This window comes from Pseudomonas sp. S1(2024) (genome assembly GCF_046557535.1).
On record NZ_JBKGFP010000028.1, the window covers coordinates 1 to 14,355 of the forward strand.

13 protein-coding genes are annotated in these 14,355 nt (G+C 63.9%); 6 read left to right on the top strand and 7 right to left on the bottom strand.

Annotated features, from left to right (window positions below):
- Positions 1-127: 127 nt before the first annotated feature.
- The 4 genes from ACLCGK_RS09380 to tkt form a co-directional block, all read right to left on the bottom strand.
- Positions 128-379: a hypothetical protein gene (locus tag ACLCGK_RS09380; RefSeq protein ID WP_013974500.1), complete on the bottom strand. Its 252-nt coding sequence runs from the start codon at positions 377-379 to the stop codon at positions 128-130.
- Entirely contained in the window at positions 379-1,542 is a 1,164-nt protein-coding gene (locus tag ACLCGK_RS09385; RefSeq protein ID WP_024087831.1) for a phosphoglycerate kinase, read from the bottom strand. Before ACLCGK_RS09385 ends, ACLCGK_RS09380 begins: the two co-directional genes overlap by 1 nt.
- A gap of 12 nt (positions 1,543-1,554) precedes the next feature.
- Complete coding sequence (gene epd, locus ACLCGK_RS09390; RefSeq protein WP_013974502.1) at positions 1,555-2,616, bottom strand: erythrose-4-phosphate dehydrogenase; 1,062 nt, start codon at positions 2,614-2,616, stop codon at positions 1,555-1,557.
- Between the two features lie 179 nt (positions 2,617-2,795).
- Positions 2,796-4,793 carry a transketolase gene (tkt, locus tag ACLCGK_RS09395; RefSeq protein WP_410951877.1) on the bottom strand — a complete coding sequence of 666 codons (1,998 nt, stop codon included), beginning with the start codon at positions 4,791-4,793 and terminating at the stop codon, positions 2,796-2,798.
- Positions 4,794-5,023: 230 nt separating this feature from the next.
- Here tkt and ACLCGK_RS09400 point away from each other — a divergent pair, with 230 nt between their 5' ends.
- From ACLCGK_RS09400 to ACLCGK_RS09415, 4 genes are all read left to right on the top strand, one after another.
- Positions 5,024-6,016 (top strand): ArsR/SmtB family transcription factor, encoded by a 993-nt coding sequence (locus ACLCGK_RS09400; RefSeq protein ID WP_410951878.1) that lies wholly within the window; start codon positions 5,024-5,026, stop codon positions 6,014-6,016.
- Between the two features lie 18 nt (positions 6,017-6,034).
- Positions 6,035-7,225 (top strand): methionine adenosyltransferase, encoded by a 1,191-nt coding sequence (metK, locus tag ACLCGK_RS09405; protein WP_015272060.1) that lies wholly within the window; start codon positions 6,035-6,037, stop codon positions 7,223-7,225.
- 145 nt (positions 7,226-7,370) lie between these two features.
- Positions 7,371-9,071: an NAD-dependent DNA ligase LigB gene (gene ligB / locus ACLCGK_RS09410; protein ID WP_410951879.1), complete on the top strand. Its 1,701-nt coding sequence runs from the start codon at positions 7,371-7,373 to the stop codon at positions 9,069-9,071.
- 132 nt (positions 9,072-9,203) lie between these two features.
- On the top strand, positions 9,204-9,596 hold the full coding sequence (locus tag ACLCGK_RS09415; protein WP_410951880.1) for a DUF1090 domain-containing protein: 393 nt from the start codon (positions 9,204-9,206) through the stop codon (positions 9,594-9,596).
- Positions 9,597-9,731: 135 nt separating this feature from the next.
- Here ACLCGK_RS09415 and ACLCGK_RS09420 read toward each other — a convergent pair whose 3' ends face one another.
- Positions 9,732-10,178 carry a c-type cytochrome gene (locus ACLCGK_RS09420; RefSeq protein ID WP_084785287.1) on the bottom strand — a complete coding sequence of 149 codons (447 nt, stop codon included), beginning with the start codon at positions 10,176-10,178 and terminating at the stop codon, positions 9,732-9,734.
- Between the two features lie 119 nt (positions 10,179-10,297).
- Here ACLCGK_RS09420 and ACLCGK_RS09425 point away from each other — a divergent pair, with 119 nt between their 5' ends.
- Positions 10,298-11,449 carry a murein transglycosylase A gene (locus ACLCGK_RS09425; RefSeq protein ID WP_085663507.1) on the top strand — a complete coding sequence of 384 codons (1,152 nt, stop codon included), beginning with the start codon at positions 10,298-10,300 and terminating at the stop codon, positions 11,447-11,449.
- A 23-nt stretch (positions 11,450-11,472) separates the two neighbouring features.
- On the opposite strand, the gene ACLCGK_RS09430 is transcribed toward ACLCGK_RS09425, so the two are convergent.
- A complete protein-coding gene (locus ACLCGK_RS09430) occupies positions 11,473-11,859 on the bottom strand; it encodes an MAPEG family protein (RefSeq protein WP_015272065.1) in 387 nt (128 codons plus the stop codon).
- Between the two features lie 28 nt (positions 11,860-11,887).
- A complete protein-coding gene (locus ACLCGK_RS09435; RefSeq protein WP_061550435.1) occupies positions 11,888-12,721 on the bottom strand; it encodes an EamA family transporter in 834 nt (277 codons plus the stop codon).
- 292 nt (positions 12,722-13,013) lie between these two features.
- Between ACLCGK_RS09435 and ACLCGK_RS09440 the strand changes: the two genes are divergently transcribed.
- Complete coding sequence (locus ACLCGK_RS09440; protein ID WP_410951881.1) at positions 13,014-14,249, top strand: cation:proton antiporter; 1,236 nt, start codon at positions 13,014-13,016, stop codon at positions 14,247-14,249.
- Positions 14,250-14,355: the final 106 nt, after the last annotated feature.

Genomic DNA, 14,355 nt, shown 5'->3' on the forward strand with positions numbered 1-14,355 from the left:
CTTCGCGGGCTTGCCCGCTCCCACAGGTCAAGCGCTGTACCCGTGGGAGCGGGCAAGCCCGCGAAGGGCCGCACAGCGGCCCCTACCTCAAGACCACAAATCAGCCTTCAGGTTGCCTATTACCCGATCAAGGGCAACCCGGCGCCTTGCGCTGGTGGTCTTCGTCGTACTTTTCCAGGCCTTCCGGGCCCACGCGCTTGCTGATGACCGGCACGGTCTCGGCCTGCCACTCGGACTGGTAGCAACCGCCCTTGGGCGGATGCGCCGGGTCGGTATCCGAGGCCGGGCTGCCGGCGCATGCGCTCAGCAGGCCAGCCAGCATCATCACAGGCAATTGCTTGACCATCAGGCCGCTCCCTTTGCCAAGCGCCGACGTCATCAGGCCTTGGCCCGCTCTTCCAGGATCGCCACGGCCGGCAGTACCTTGCCCTCGACGAATTCGAGGAAGGCGCCACCACCGGTAGAAATGTAGGAGATATCGGCGCCAACGCCATATTTGTCGATGGCAGCCAGGGTGTCACCGCCACCGGCGATGGAGAACGCGGCGCTGTCGGCGATGGCCTTGGCCAGCACCTTGGTGCCGTTGCCGAACTGGTCGAACTCGAACACGCCGACCGGACCATTCCACAGGATGGTCTTCGACGACTTCAGCAGCTCGGCGAAATTGGCTGCGGTTTGCGGGCCGATGTCCAGGATCATGTCGTCAGCGGCAACGTCGGCAATGGCCTTGACGGTGGCTTCGGCGCTCTCGGCGAACTCCTTGGCAACCACGACATCGACCGGCAGAGGCACGCTGACCTTGGCAGCGATGGCCTTGGCGGTATCGACCAGGTCAGGCTCGTACAGCGACTTGCCTACCGGGTGGCCGGCTGCGGCAAGGAAGGTGTTGGCGATGCCACCACCGACGATCAGCTGGTCGCATACCGAGCTCAGGCTGTTCAGCACATCCAGCTTGGTGGAGACCTTGGAACCGGCAACGATGGCCGCCATCGGCTTGGCCGGGGCCTTCAAGGCTTTGCCCAGGGCATCCAGCTCGGCTGCCAGCAGCGGGCCGGCAGCAGCGACCTTGGCAAACTTGGCAACACCATGGGTCGAACCTTCGGCACGGTGGGCAGTACCGAAAGCGTCCATGACGAACACGTCGCACAGGGCGGCGTATTTCTGCGCCAGCTCGTCGGCGTTCTTCTTCTCGCCCTTGTTGAAGCGCACGTTCTCGAACAGTACCAGGTCACCAGCCTTGACCTCGACACCGTCCAGGTAGTCGGCAACCAGCGGTACGTCGCGGCCCAGGGCCTTGCTCAGGTAGTCGGCGACTGGCTTGAGGCTGTTCTCGGCAGAGAACTCGCCCTCGGTCGGGCGGCCCAGGTGCGAGCAGACCATTACCGCCGCGCCCTTCTCCAGGGCCAGCTTGATGGTCGGCAGCGCTGCCAGGATACGCGCGTCGCTGGCTACCACACCGTCCTTCACAGGCACGTTGAGGTCTTCGCGGATCAGTACGCGCTTACCTTGCAGGTCGAGGTCGGTCATCTTCAACACGGTCATGAATGCAGTCCTTCAGGGCTGTTTGTTGCGGGTTGGGTGGACGACGTGCAGATAGTGTTCGGCAACGTCGAGCATACGGTTGGCGAACCCCCATTCGTTGTCGAACCAGGCCAGCAGGTTCACCAGGCGAGGGCCGGAAACACGGGTCTGGCTGGCATCGACGATCGCCGAATGCGGGTCATGGTTGAAATCACAGCTGGCGTGGGGCAACTCGGTGTAGGCCAGCAAGCCTTTCAGCGGGCCTTCCAGCGCTGCCTCGCGCAGCACCCGGTTGACTTCGGCCGCGCTGGTATCGCGGGCGGTCTGCAGGGTGATGTCCAGGCACGAGACGTTGACGGTCGGTACGCGTACCGCTTTGGCCTGGATTCGCCCGGCAAGTTCCGGAAGCAGGCGCTCGATGCCACGCGCCAGACCAGTGGACACCGGGATCACCGACTGGAAAGCCGAACGCGTGCGGCGCAGGTCTTCGTGGTGGTAGGCGTCGATCACCGGCTGGTCGTTCATCGCCGAGTGGATGGTGGTGATCTGCACGTACTCAATGCCGAATGCCTGGTCCAGCACACGCAGCAGCGGCACGCCGCAGTTGGTAGTGCAAGAGGCGTTGGACACCAGGCGCTCGTTGCCAGTCAGACAGGCCTGGTTGACGCCGTAGACCACCGTGGCATCGACATCGGCCTCGCTGGCCATTGGCTGCGAGAACAGCACCCGAGGCGCGCCGGCGTCGAGGAAGCGCTGGCCATCGGCGCGGGTGTGGTAGGCGCCGGAGCACTCCAGCACCAGGTCGATGTCCAGGGCGGCCCAGTCGATGCCTTCGGGGGTGGCACTGCGCATCACCTTCACGCAGTCGCCATTGATATGCAGACAGTCGCCATCGACCTTCACCTCACCGGGGAAACGCCCGTGGGTGGAGTCGAAGCGTGTCAGGTATTCCAGGCTGGCCTGGTCGGCCAGGTCGTTCAGCGCGACGATCTCGAAACCGGCCTTTGCCCCCCGCTCGAACAGCGCGCGCAAGACACAGCGGCCGATACGGCCATAACCGTTGAGTGCAACTTTGTAGGGACGCAGGTGGGGCATTCGTTGGCTCGCTAACGCATGATGGCTGTTGGGGCCGCGTTGCGGCCCATCGCGACACAAGGCCGCTCCTACAAGGAGCTGCATGCGCAGTACCCTGTAGGAGCGGCCTTGTGTCGCGATGGAGGGCGAAGCCCTCCCCTTGCACGACCTGGAGGGCGTCACTGCCCTCCATTGATTCATCAGTCTTCCAGCAGCTCTTCGGCAGTACCGAGGATGTTCTCCAGGGTGAAACCGAACTCTTCGAACAGTGCCGAAGCCGGCGCCGACTCACCGTAGGTGGTCATGCCGATAATACGACCTTCCAGGCCGACGTACTTGTACCAGAAGTCGGCGTGAGCGGCTTCGATGGCGATACGCGCACCTACTTCCAGCGGCAGCACGGACTGCTTGTAGGCAGCGTCCTGGGCATCGAACACGCTGGTGCACGGCATGGAAACCACGCGCACCTTGCGGCCTTGTTCGGTCAGCTTGGCGTGCGCCTGAACAGCCAGGCCCACTTCGGAACCGGTGGCGATCAGGATCAGCTCAGGCTCGCCGGCGCAGTCCTTGAGCACGTAGCCGCCGCGGCTGATGTCGGCGATCTGCTGGGCGTCGCGGTCCTGGTGCTGCAGGTTCTGGCGCGAGAAGATCAGCGCCGAAGGGCCGTCCTTGCGCTCCAGGGCGTTTTTCCAGGACACGGCGGATTCCACCGCGTCGGCTGGGCGCCAGGTGTCCAGGTTCGGCGTGCTGCGCAGGCTGGTCAGCTGCTCGATCGGCTGGTGAGTCGGGCCGTCTTCGCCCAGGCCGATGGAGTCGTGGGTGTAGACGTGGATCACGCGCTGCTTCATCAGCGCCGACATGCGCACGGCGTTACGGGCGTATTCCATGAACATCAGGAAGGTCGCGCCGTAAGGCACCAGGCCACCGTGCAGGGCAACGCCGTTCATGATGGCGGTCATGCCGAACTCGCGAACGCCGTAGAACACGTAGTTGCCGCTGGCGTCGTTGGCTTCGACACCCTTGCAACCCTTCCACAGGGTCAGGTTGGAACCGGCCAGGTCGGCCGAACCGCCGAGGAACTCCGGCAGCAGCGGGCCGAAGGCGTTCAGGGCGTTCTGGCTGGCCTTGCGGCTGGCGATGGTTTCGCCCTTGGCGGCCACTTCGTTGATGTAGGCCTGGGCCTTCTCGCTGAAGTCGGCCGGCAGCTCGCCGCTGTCACGGCGCTTGAACTCGGCAGCCAGCTCCGGGTAGGCCTTGGCGTAGGCGTCGAAGCGCTGGTTCCAGTCGGCTTCAACCTTGGCACCGGCAGCCTTGGCGTCCCACTCGGCATAGATGTCGGCCGGGATTTCGAACGGGCCGTGGTTCCAGTTCAGTTCCTTGCGAGCCAGGGCGATTTCGTCGTTGCCCAGCGGTGCGCCGTGGCAGTCTTCCTTGCCCTGCTTGTTCGGCGAGCCGAAACCGATGATGGTCTTGCAGCAGATCAGGGTCGGGCGCTCGCTCTTGCGGGCGGTCTCGATGGCGGTCTTGATCTCGTCGGCGTCATGGCCGTCGACGTTGCGGATCACCTGCCAGTTATACGCTTCGAAGCGCGCCGGGGTGTTGTCGGTGAACCAGCCGTGCACTTCGCCGTCGATGGAAATGCCGTTGTCGTCATAGAAGGCGATCAGCTTGTTCAGGCCCAGGGTGCCGGCCAGCGAGGCGACTTCGTGGGAGATACCTTCCATCATGCAGCCGTCGCCGAGGAACACGTAGGTGTGGTGGTCGACGATGTTATGGCCATCACGGTTGAACTGGGCGGCGAGCACTTTTTCGGCCAGGGCGAAGCCCACGGCGTTGGCGATACCCTGGCCGAGCGGGCCGGTGGTGGTCTCCACGCCTGGGGTGTAGCCGTATTCCGGGTGGCCCGGGGTGCGGCTGTGCAGCTGGCGGAAACCTTTGATGTCATCGATGGTGACGTCGTAGCCGGTCAGGTGCAGCAGCGAGTAGATCAGCATCGAACCGTGGCCGTTGGACAGCACGAAGCGGTCACGGTCGGCGAAACTCGGGTTGCTCGGGTTGTGCTTCAGATAGTCGCGCCAAAGCACTTCGGCGATATCCGCCATGCCCATGGGGGCACCTGGGTGGCCGCTGTTGGCCTTTTGCACGGCATCCATGCTGAGGGCACGAATGGCGTTGGCACGTTCACGACGGCTGGGCATCGCTGATCTCCTAGGGGGCTTGAATAGGTGGTGTCACAAAAAAAGGCGGCCATTTTCGCCCACTGGGGGGGCTTGGGGCAATGACGTATGGTCACAGTCGGGGGATTTTCCTGCGATTGGCATTCAATTCGGGAGTAAAACCGGGCGAACCATCCCGCTCATCACTCAATATCAAAACTTTTTGATATTGCCCTTGCTAGGGCAACGATGCCTGTCTAGACTGCCGCACCATGAACCTCCGCGCGCAATCGATCCCCGAGCAACGCGAAGCATTGGCTGCCCTGTGCAAAGCCAGTGGCGACGAGTTGCGCCTGAACGTATTGCGCGCCCTGGCCAACGACTCGTTCGGCGTGCTGGAGCTGGCGCAGATCTTCGATGTGGGCCAATCGGGCATGAGCCACCACCTGAAGGTGCTGGCCCAGGCAGAGCTGGTGGCGACCCGCCGCGAGGGCAATGCCATCTTCTACCGCCGCGCCTTGCCCGACAGCCTGCGCCTGGGCGGTCGGCTGCACGCGGCGCTGCTCGAAGAGGTGGACGACCTGACTCTTCCGCCTGACGTGCAGGCGCGTATCGCCCAGGTGCAGCAACGCCGCGCAGCCACCAGCCAGGACTTCTTCCTGCGCGTGGAAGAGAAGTTCCGCGCCCAGCAAGACCTGATCGCCGGCCTGCCGCAGTACCGCGAAAGCCTGCTGGCGCTGCTCGACAAACTGAATTTCGACCCGGCCGCCAGCGCCCTGGAGGTCGGCCCCGGTGACGGTGGCTTCCTGCCCGACCTGGCCCGGCGCTTCGCCCAGGTCACCGCCCTGGACAACAGCCCGACCATGCTTGAACTGGCGCGCCAGGTGTGCAAGCGCGAAGGGCTCGACAATGTGAACCTGCAGTTGGCCGATGCACTGGGTGCAACGGATGTGGCCGCCGACTGCGTTGTGCTGAACATGGTGCTGCACCATTTCAGCGACCCGGCCCTGGCCTTGCGCCAGCTGGCCAAACGGGTGAAGGCAGGCGGCAGCCTGCTGGTAACCGAACTGTGCAGCCATGACCAGGGGTGGGCGCGCGAAGCCTGCGGCGACCTGTGGCTTGGCTTCGAACAGGACGACCTGGCCCGTTGGGCCCACGCCGCCGGGCTGGCCCCCGGGGACAGCCTGTACGTGGGCTTGCGTAACGGTTTCCAGATCCAGGTCCGCCATTTCCAGCGGACGGCTGGCGACATACAACATCGGTAAATTTCAGGAACCTTCGAGATGAGCGAATACTCCCTTTTCACCTCCGAGTCCGTGTCCGAAGGGCATCCGGACAAGATCGCCGACCAGATTTCGGACGCCGTCCTTGATGCCATCATCGCCCAGGACAAATACGCCCGCGTAGCCTGCGAAACCCTGGTCAAGACCGGTGTCGCCATCATCGCCGGCGAAGTGACCACCTCCGCCTGGGTCGACCTGGAAGAGCTGGTGCGCAAGGTCATCATCGACATCGGCTACAACAGCTCCGACGTCGGTTTCGACGGCGCCACCTGCGCCGTGATGAACATCATCGGCAAACAGTCGGTGGACATCGCCCAGGGCGTCGACCGTTCCCGCCCGGAAGACCAGGGCGCCGGTGACCAGGGCCTGATGTTCGGCTACGCCAGCAACGAGACCGACGTGCTGATGCCGGCACCGATCTGCTTCTCGCACCGTCTGGTCGAGCGCCAGGCCGAAGCGCGCAAATCGAAACTGCTGCCATGGCTGCGTCCGGACGCCAAGTCGCAGGTCACCTGCCGTTACGAAAATGGCAAGGTGGTCGGCATCGACGCCGTGGTGCTGTCGACCCAGCACAACCCTGAGGTTTCGCAGAAAGACCTGCAGGAAGCCGTGATGGAGCTGATCGTCAAGCACACCCTGCCTGCCGAACTGCTGCACAAGGGTACCCAGTACCACATCAACCCGACCGGCAACTTCATCATCGGTGGCCCGGTGGGTGACTGCGGCCTGACCGGGCGCAAGATCATCGTCGACTCCTACGGCGGCATGGCCCGCCATGGTGGTGGCGCGTTCTCCGGCAAGGACCCGTCCAAGGTCGACCGTTCCGCCGCCTACGCCGGCCGCTACGTGGCCAAGAACATCGTCGCCGCCGGCCTGGCCGAGCGTTGCGAGATCCAGGTGTCGTACGCCATCGGCGTGGCCCAGCCGACCTCCATCTCGATCAACACCTTCGGTACCGGCAAGGTCTCCGACGACAAGATCATCCAGCTGGTGCGCGAGTGCTTCGACCTGCGTCCTTACGCCATCACCACCATGCTCGACCTGCTGCACCCGATGTACCAGGAAACCGCTGCCTATGGCCACTTCGGCCGTACCCCGCAGCAGAAGACGGTCGGCGACGACACCTTCACCACCTTCACCTGGGAGCGCACCGACCGCGCCCAGTCGCTGCGTGACGCTGCCGGCCTGTAAGTTTCCTACGGTGCTGGACGAAAGCCCCTGCCGAGCAATCGGCAGGGGCTTTTTTGTGACATATGGGCTGACAAACGCTGCATGGCGACCCGCACGCTACCTGCCTAGGCTGAGGGCTCACACCCGCCATGCAAGGATGCTGGCCATGCCGCTCATGCTGCTTTTCGCCCTACTGTTGACGTTGAATGCTCCCCTCGCCCGTGCCGCCACATGTCCCACCTGGAACCCGCAACAAGTCGAGGCTGAAGTGAGCCGACTGCGCGCCACGCTTGCCCGCTGGGACGACCATTATCATCGTCAGGGCATCGCACTGGTGGCCGATGAACTGTACGACCAGAGCCGCCAGCACCTGGCGCACCTGCAGCAGTGCTTTGGCATCACGACTACCCCGTCCCCGCTGGCCAGCGCTGGCGGGCCAATTCCGCATCCGGTGCCGCACACCGGCGTCGACAAGCTGGCCGACCGTCAGGCTGTAGAACGCTGGCTGGCCGGCAAGGCAGATGTATGGGTGCAACCAAAGGTCGATGGCGTAGCAGTCTCCCTCATCTACCGACAGGGCCGGCTGGTGCAGTTGATCAGCCGGGGGGACGGCGTGCAGGGGCACGACTGGAGCCGCCACATCCCCCTGCTCGACGCAATCAACCGGCAGCTGCCCCAGGCCATCGACCTGCAACTGCAGGGCGAACTTTACCTGCGCCTGGATGCGCATGTGCAAGCCCAGGCAGGCAGCGCCAACGCCCGAGGGACGGTTGCCGGGCTGCTGGCTCGCAAGCAGCTGAGTGGTGAGCAAGGCAAGCGCATCGGCCTGTTCGTGTGGGACTGGCCGCAAGGCCCCGAGCAGCAGGCCGAACGCCTCGCGAAGCTGGCGGAACTGGGCTTTGCGCACAGCCAGGATTACAGCGTCGCCATAGAATCAGCGGACGATGCCGCGCACTGGCGTGAGTACTGGTACCGCTCACCCCTGCCCTTCGCCACCGATGGCGTGGTGTTGCGCCAAGGCGTCCGGCCGCCGGCCGAGCGCTGGCAGGCCAAGGCACCCTACTGGATCGCGGCGTGGAAGCACCCGTACACGCAGGCCCTGGCCGAAGTGCGCGAAGTACGCTTCCGCGTTGGCCGCACAGGCAGGGTCACGCCAGTGTTGCACGTGCTGCCGGTTACCCTGGACGACCGGCGAATCACCCAGGTGAGCCTGGGCTCGCTGGCACGCTGGCTCAAGCTCGACATCCGCCCCGGTGACCAGGTGGCCGTCAGCCTTGCCGGGCTGACGATCCCGCGCCTGGAGCAAGTGGTGCACCGCGCCGTCGAGCGCCAACCGGTAACCGCACCAGCGCCCGGCCAACATCATGCCCACAGTTGCTGGCAGGCCAGCGAAGGCTGCGAGGACCAGTTCATTGCCCGCCTCACCTGGCTCAGCGGCAAGCAGGGGCTGGCCCTGCCGCGCACCGGCCCCGGCACCTGGCGCCGACTGGTGTCTGCCGGGCTGGTGACCTCGATGACCGACTGGCTGCATCTGGATGCCGAGCGCCTGGGCCAGGTAGCGGGTATCAGTGACGCAACGGCTGCGCAGTTGCTGGGCAGTTTCGAGCAAGCCCGCTCACGGCCCTTTGCCCAATGGCTGCGCGGGCTGGGCGCACCCACGCCCACCGGCATGCAGGTGACAGGCGACTGGCTGGAGCTTGCTGCCCGCACAAACCTTGAATGGCAAGCCATGTCCGGTATCGGCGAAAAGCGCGGGCGACAGCTTGCAGGATTTTTTGCGACCACCGAGGTTCAAGCCATTGCAACGCAGCTGGCCAAGGCAGGGATCGACGGATTCCGGATCGACAGGCAAAGCATCGAGCAATGATTATTTACCAATTTATCCGTAGGAAAATCCCGAGATTAAGCCGGAAAACCCCAACAAGGGTTTCTAAATGGGCAAAACCAAGGCAGGATTTCCCCCAACTTTTGCTGCCCCGCCCCCTCAAGGAGGCTTTTCATGAAACGTATTTCGACCCTTTTTCTGATCGCGACACTGGGCCTGGCCGCTGGTGCCGTACAAGCCGCCCAGCCGGATGCCGGCCTGACCGGTTGCGCCGCCAAGCGTAGCGCCATCGAGAACCAGTTGAAGATTGCCCGTGACCACGGCAACAACGAACAGGCCGCAGGGCTTGAAGAGGCACTGCGAGGGGTAGACAACTGCACCGATGCCAGCCTGCGCAAGGAACGTGAGCAGAAGGTGCTCGACGCACGTCACGAAGTGGCGCAGCGGGAAAAGGACTTGAAGAAAGCCGAGAAGAAAGGCGATTCGGAGAAGATCAACAAGCGCAAGGAGAAGCTGGCCGAGTCGCGCAAGGAACTGCAGGAAGCGGTGGAGGATCTGGATCGCTGACAGAGATTCGAATACTGCGTTGCCTTTACTGGCCTCATCGCCGGCAAGCCGGCTCCCACAGGTACTGCATTGCATTTAAGGGCAGCGTGATACCTGTGGGAGCTGGCTTGCCGGCGATGAGGTCGCAACAGGCCATCAATGATTACGAAACTCGGAATGACAGGCCTTGCAAGCCGCTTCGACCTTGTCCATCGGCGCCTTCAACTGCGCAGCGTCCAGCGGCTGGCCGCGGGTGACATCGACCAGTTCGCCAGTGACGCCTTCCAGCTGCCGGGCCAGGTCATGAAAGCGCGCCTGACGCTCCCATACCTCGGCACGCGCGCTACTGTCGCCACCATCACGCGCCTGTGGGAAGTGCTGCCAGGGCTGGTGCGAAAGGTTGTCCAGCTTCAGCGCACCGTCGGCAAACTTCACCCCGTCGAACGGCAACCGCCCACGCAACATGCCGCCCAGGTCTTCGCTGGTCTTGAGCATGTCCTTGAAGATCACCTTGCGCTTGCCCAGCGGGGAGTTCGGGTCAACCCGGTCACAACCACCCAGGGCCAGTGCTGCCAGCAGAACAACGGTCAATCGCTTCAACATCACGGTCACTTCGGCCTACGCAAATGGGCGGCCAGTATCGCTGTCCAGCGGCGAAAGACCAATAGCCACATAAAAAACAGGGGCGAATATCCGTGTTCACCCATAACAGGAACGTACTCATGAAATCTGCCCTGCGCCATCTGGCCTGGACACTCCCGGCGCTGGCCCTGCTGGCCGGCTGCAACGGTGGAGAAAGCGCCAAACCCGAGCCCCATGCCATCGCCACCTACGCCAATGCCACATGGCAGGATTTGCCCGCCGTCAGCGACAGCGACCTGGTGGCGGGCTTCCAGGCCTGGCGCAACGGCTGTGAAAAGCTCAAGCGCGACACCGTCTGGGCCAGCACCTGCGAAGCAGCCGCCAGCGTGCCCGACAATGCCTTGCAGGTGCGCGCCTTCCTGCAACAGAACCTGCAGGTATACGGCCTGCGTTCGGCCGAAAACAATGCCAACGGCCTGATCACCGGTTACTACGAACCGGTCTACCCTGGCAGCCTGAGCCAATCGGCAACCAACCACGTGGCGGTCTACGGCATCCCCGACGACATGATCGTGGTCGACCTGGCCAGCGTGTACCCCGAACTCAAGGGCAAGCGCCTGCGCGGTCGCCTCGATGGCCGGGTGCTCAAGCCCTACGACACCGCCGAGGTGATCAACCGTGACGGCGTCAAGGCACCGGTGCTGGCCTGGCTGACCGACCCGATGGACCTGCAGTTTCTGCAGATTCAGGGTTCCGGCCGGGTACAACTGGAAGACGGGCGCCAGCTGCGCCTGGGTTACGCCGACCAGAACGGCCACCCCTACCGGCCGATCGGGCGCTGGCTGGTGGAACAGGGCCAGTTGAAGAAGGAAGAAGTGAGCATGGGCGCCATTCATGCCTGGGCCCAGGCCAACCCACAACGGGTGCCGGAACTGCTCGCCAGCAACCCCAGCTACGTGTTCTTCAGCACCCGCCCGGACAGCAACGAAGGGCCACGCGGTTCGCTGAACGTACCGCTGACCGCTGGCTACAGCGTGGCCATCGACCGCAAGGTGATTCCGCTGGGCAGCTTGCTGTGGTTGTCCACCACTCGCCCGGACGGTACGCCGGTGGTACGCCCGGTGGGGGCCCAGGATACCGGCGGGGCAATTACTGGCGAGGTGCGCGCGGACCTGTTCTGGGGCACTGGGCCGGAAGCTGGAGAACTGGCCGGGAACATGAAGCAGCAGGGGCAGATCTGGATGCTGTGGCCCAAGGGCAAGCCGCTGCCCGAGGTGCCGAAAGTGCCTTGATCGGCGGTGGATTCTTCGCGGGCTCAGATGGAAACCACGAAGAAGGCCACGATCATCGCCATCCCGGCAAACCACACCAGCGATCGCAGCATGGCCCAGTCGGCCAGGTAACAGATGATGTAAAGCAGCCGGCTGGTGATGTACATCACCCCCAGCACATCCTGGGTCACCTGCTCGGCATTGCCGACGATATCCGCCACCAGCACCGCCGCGGCAAATGCCGGGAAGGCCTCGTAACTGTTCTGCTGGGCAGCATGCGCGCGCCGCGGCAGCCCGGACAGGGTATCCAGGAACGCACGCGGGTCGTGGTTGTCGCGCAGTCGGAAGCGGCCACTACCGGCCTTGGCGATCAACGCGCACAGTGGCGGCAAGAGCAGCGCGATCAGGATGCACCACAGGGCAACAGTCATGGACAGGACTCCTTGTTCAGTCTTCGGGTCAAAGCTTCATTACCAGCATGCCGGCCAACACCAGCCCGCAAGCTAGGAGTCTCGGCCCGCCAAAAGGTTCTTTCAGGTAGCGCATGCCCAGCAGCACCACCAGAATCACACTCAACTCGCGCAACGCCGCCGCTTCGGCCACCGACCCGAGGTGCATGGCCCACAGCACCAGCGCGTAACTGAGCAGTACACACAGCCCCACCGCCAGCCCCAGGCGCCACTGAAGGCGCCAGAACAAGATGAATGGCGCACGTCGGGCCACGCTGGCCAGCAACGGGAAGGGCCAGGCACTGAGCAAGGTCAGCCATACCAGATAATCCCAAGGCTTGCCCCACAAGCGCACGGCTTGGCCGTCGAACCAGGTGTAGCAACCAATACACAGGCCAATCAGGACAACCACCGGCAGCATCGACCAAGGCAGCCGGTCACCGCCACCGCCCTGCCACAACAGGCAGGCCATGCCACAGGGGATCAGCAGGATGCCGATGATCTGCTGCTGGCTCAGCGATTCGCCGGCAAAGGCCAGGGTCAGCCCCAGCACCACCAGCGGCGACAGCCCGCGCATCAGAGGATAGACCAGCCCCAGGTCGCCCACGCGGTAGGCCTGGATCAACAGGAAGCGGTACAGCTGCTCGGCCAGCGCCGACGCCAGCAGCCAGGGCCAGATGTTGGCCGGCGGTACCTCGACGAAGGGCACCGCCAGCACCGCGAAGGCCAACGCCACCGTATCCATGCTGGCGATCACCAGCAGGCGCTCGCCGCTGAATTTGATCAGGGTATTCCAGGTCGCATGCAGCAGGGCAGCGACCAACACCAGGGATGTTGCCAGCACGCCTTCTTATCCTTGTGGCTTTTTATGGCTGGGACTATATAGCGTTCGAGGGCCGCTGTGCGGCCCAATCGCCGGCAAGCCAGCTCCCACCTCGACCGCGTCGCTTTCAAGGTTGATGCAGTACATGTGGGAGCTGGCTTGCCGGCGATAGGGCTGCGTAGCAGCCCCCTTGGATGGGAACGTTTCAAACGAATCCGGTCAAACCCTGTGTCCCGAACCCCGCGCCAGGTCATCAAAGAACTGCCCGAGCCATTCGGGTTACGACTTGGAAGCCACTGTTACAGGATTCGGGATGCTTGAACTAGTTGCCGCGTTTATCTGCCTCACCACCCTCCTCACCTATGTAAATTACCGTTTCATCGGCCTGCCCCCTGCCATCGGCGTGATGGTCACGGCGCTGCTGTTTTCCCTGATGCTGCAGGGCCTGAGCCTGATCGGCTTCCCTGGCCTGGAAGCGCGCGTCGAAGGGCTGATGAACCAGATCGACTTCAATGACCTGCTGATGCACTGGATGCTGGCGTTCCTGCTGTTCGCCGGCGCCTTGCACGTGAACCTTTCCGACCTGCGCAGCTACCGCTGGCCCATCGGCCTGCTGGCCACCGTCGGCGTACTGATTGCCACCGTCGTCATCGGCTACCTGTCGCACTGGGTGTTCGCCCTGTTCGGCTGGCAAGTGCCGCTGATCTACTGCCTGCTGTTCGGTGCGCTGATCTCGCCCACCGACCCGATCGCCGTGCTTGGCGCGCTACGTACCGCCAACGCCTCCAAACCACTGAAAACCACCATCGTCGGCGAGTCGCTGTTCAACGACGGCACCGCGGTAGTGGTGTTTACCGTGTTGCTGGGCATCATCCAGTTGGGCGAAACGCCGAGCATGACCGACACGGCGATCCTGTTCGCCCGCGAGGCCATCGGCGGGGTGCTGTTCGGCGGCCTGATCGGCTATGCCACCTACCGCATGATCAAGAGCGTCGAGCAATACCAGGTGGAAGTGATGCTGACCCTGGCGCTGGTCATCGGCGGCTCGGCAATGTGCTACGAACTGCACGTTTCGGCGCCGATCGCCATGGTGGTGGCCGGGCTGATCATCGGCAACCTGGGGCGCAACCTGGCAATGAACGACATGACCCGTCGCTACGTGGACGGTTTCTGGGAACTGATCGACGACATGCTCAACGCGCTGCTGTTCGCGTTGATCGGCCTGGAACTGTTGCTGCTGCCATTCAACTGGATGCACCTGGCGGCCGGCAGCGTGCTGGCGCTGGCGGTGCTGCTGTCGCGGCTGCTGACCGTGGCCCCGGCGATCGTGCTGCTGCGGCGCTGGCGCCCGGTGCCCAAGGGCACGGTACGGGTGCTGACCTGGGGTGGCTTGCGCGGTGGGGTGTCGGTTGCCCTGGCACTGTCGCTGCCACTGGGCGAAGAACGTGACCTGCTGCTGTCGATCACCTACATCGTGGTGCTGTCGTCGATCCTGGTGCAGGGGTTGAGCATCGGGCGGGTGGTGCGCAAAGTCAGCGCTCAGCCTTGAGATCCTGGGGCCGCTTTGCGGCCCTTTCGCGACACAAGGCCGCTCCCACAGGAGAGACAACCCCCCCCCTTGGAGAGGAGTTGTTGCGCGAAGGGGTGCCCAAAAA

Excerpts from the sequence above, each read along its gene's own strand:
- ACLCGK_RS09440 (WP_410951881.1), top strand. The coding sequence starts at position 13,014 with ATGCTTGAACTAGTTGCCGCGTTTATCTGCCTCACCACCCTCCTCACC.
- ACLCGK_RS09420 (WP_084785287.1), bottom strand. The coding sequence starts at position 10,178 with ATGTTGAAGCGATTGACCGTTGTTCTGCTGGCAGCACTGGCCCTGGGT.
- epd (WP_013974502.1), bottom strand. The coding sequence starts at position 2,616 with ATGCCCCACCTGCGTCCCTACAAAGTTGCACTCAACGGTTATGGCCGT.
- ACLCGK_RS09430 (WP_015272065.1), bottom strand. The coding sequence starts at position 11,859 with ATGACTGTTGCCCTGTGGTGCATCCTGATCGCGCTGCTCTTGCCGCCA.
- metK (WP_015272060.1), top strand. The coding sequence starts at position 6,035 with ATGAGCGAATACTCCCTTTTCACCTCCGAGTCCGTGTCCGAAGGGCAT.
- tkt (WP_410951877.1), bottom strand. The coding sequence starts at position 4,793 with ATGCCCAGCCGTCGTGAACGTGCCAACGCCATTCGTGCCCTCAGCATG.
- ACLCGK_RS09380 (WP_013974500.1), bottom strand. The coding sequence starts at position 379 with ATGACGTCGGCGCTTGGCAAAGGGAGCGGCCTGATGGTCAAGCAATTG.
- ACLCGK_RS09425 (WP_085663507.1), top strand. The coding sequence starts at position 10,298 with ATGAAATCTGCCCTGCGCCATCTGGCCTGGACACTCCCGGCGCTGGCC.
- ligB (WP_410951879.1), top strand. The coding sequence starts at position 7,371 with ATGCCGCTCATGCTGCTTTTCGCCCTACTGTTGACGTTGAATGCTCCC.
- ACLCGK_RS09400 (WP_410951878.1), top strand. The coding sequence starts at position 5,024 with ATGAACCTCCGCGCGCAATCGATCCCCGAGCAACGCGAAGCATTGGCT.
- ACLCGK_RS09385 (WP_024087831.1), bottom strand. The coding sequence starts at position 1,542 with ATGACCGTGTTGAAGATGACCGACCTCGACCTGCAAGGTAAGCGCGTA.
- ACLCGK_RS09415 (WP_410951880.1), top strand. The coding sequence starts at position 9,204 with ATGAAACGTATTTCGACCCTTTTTCTGATCGCGACACTGGGCCTGGCC.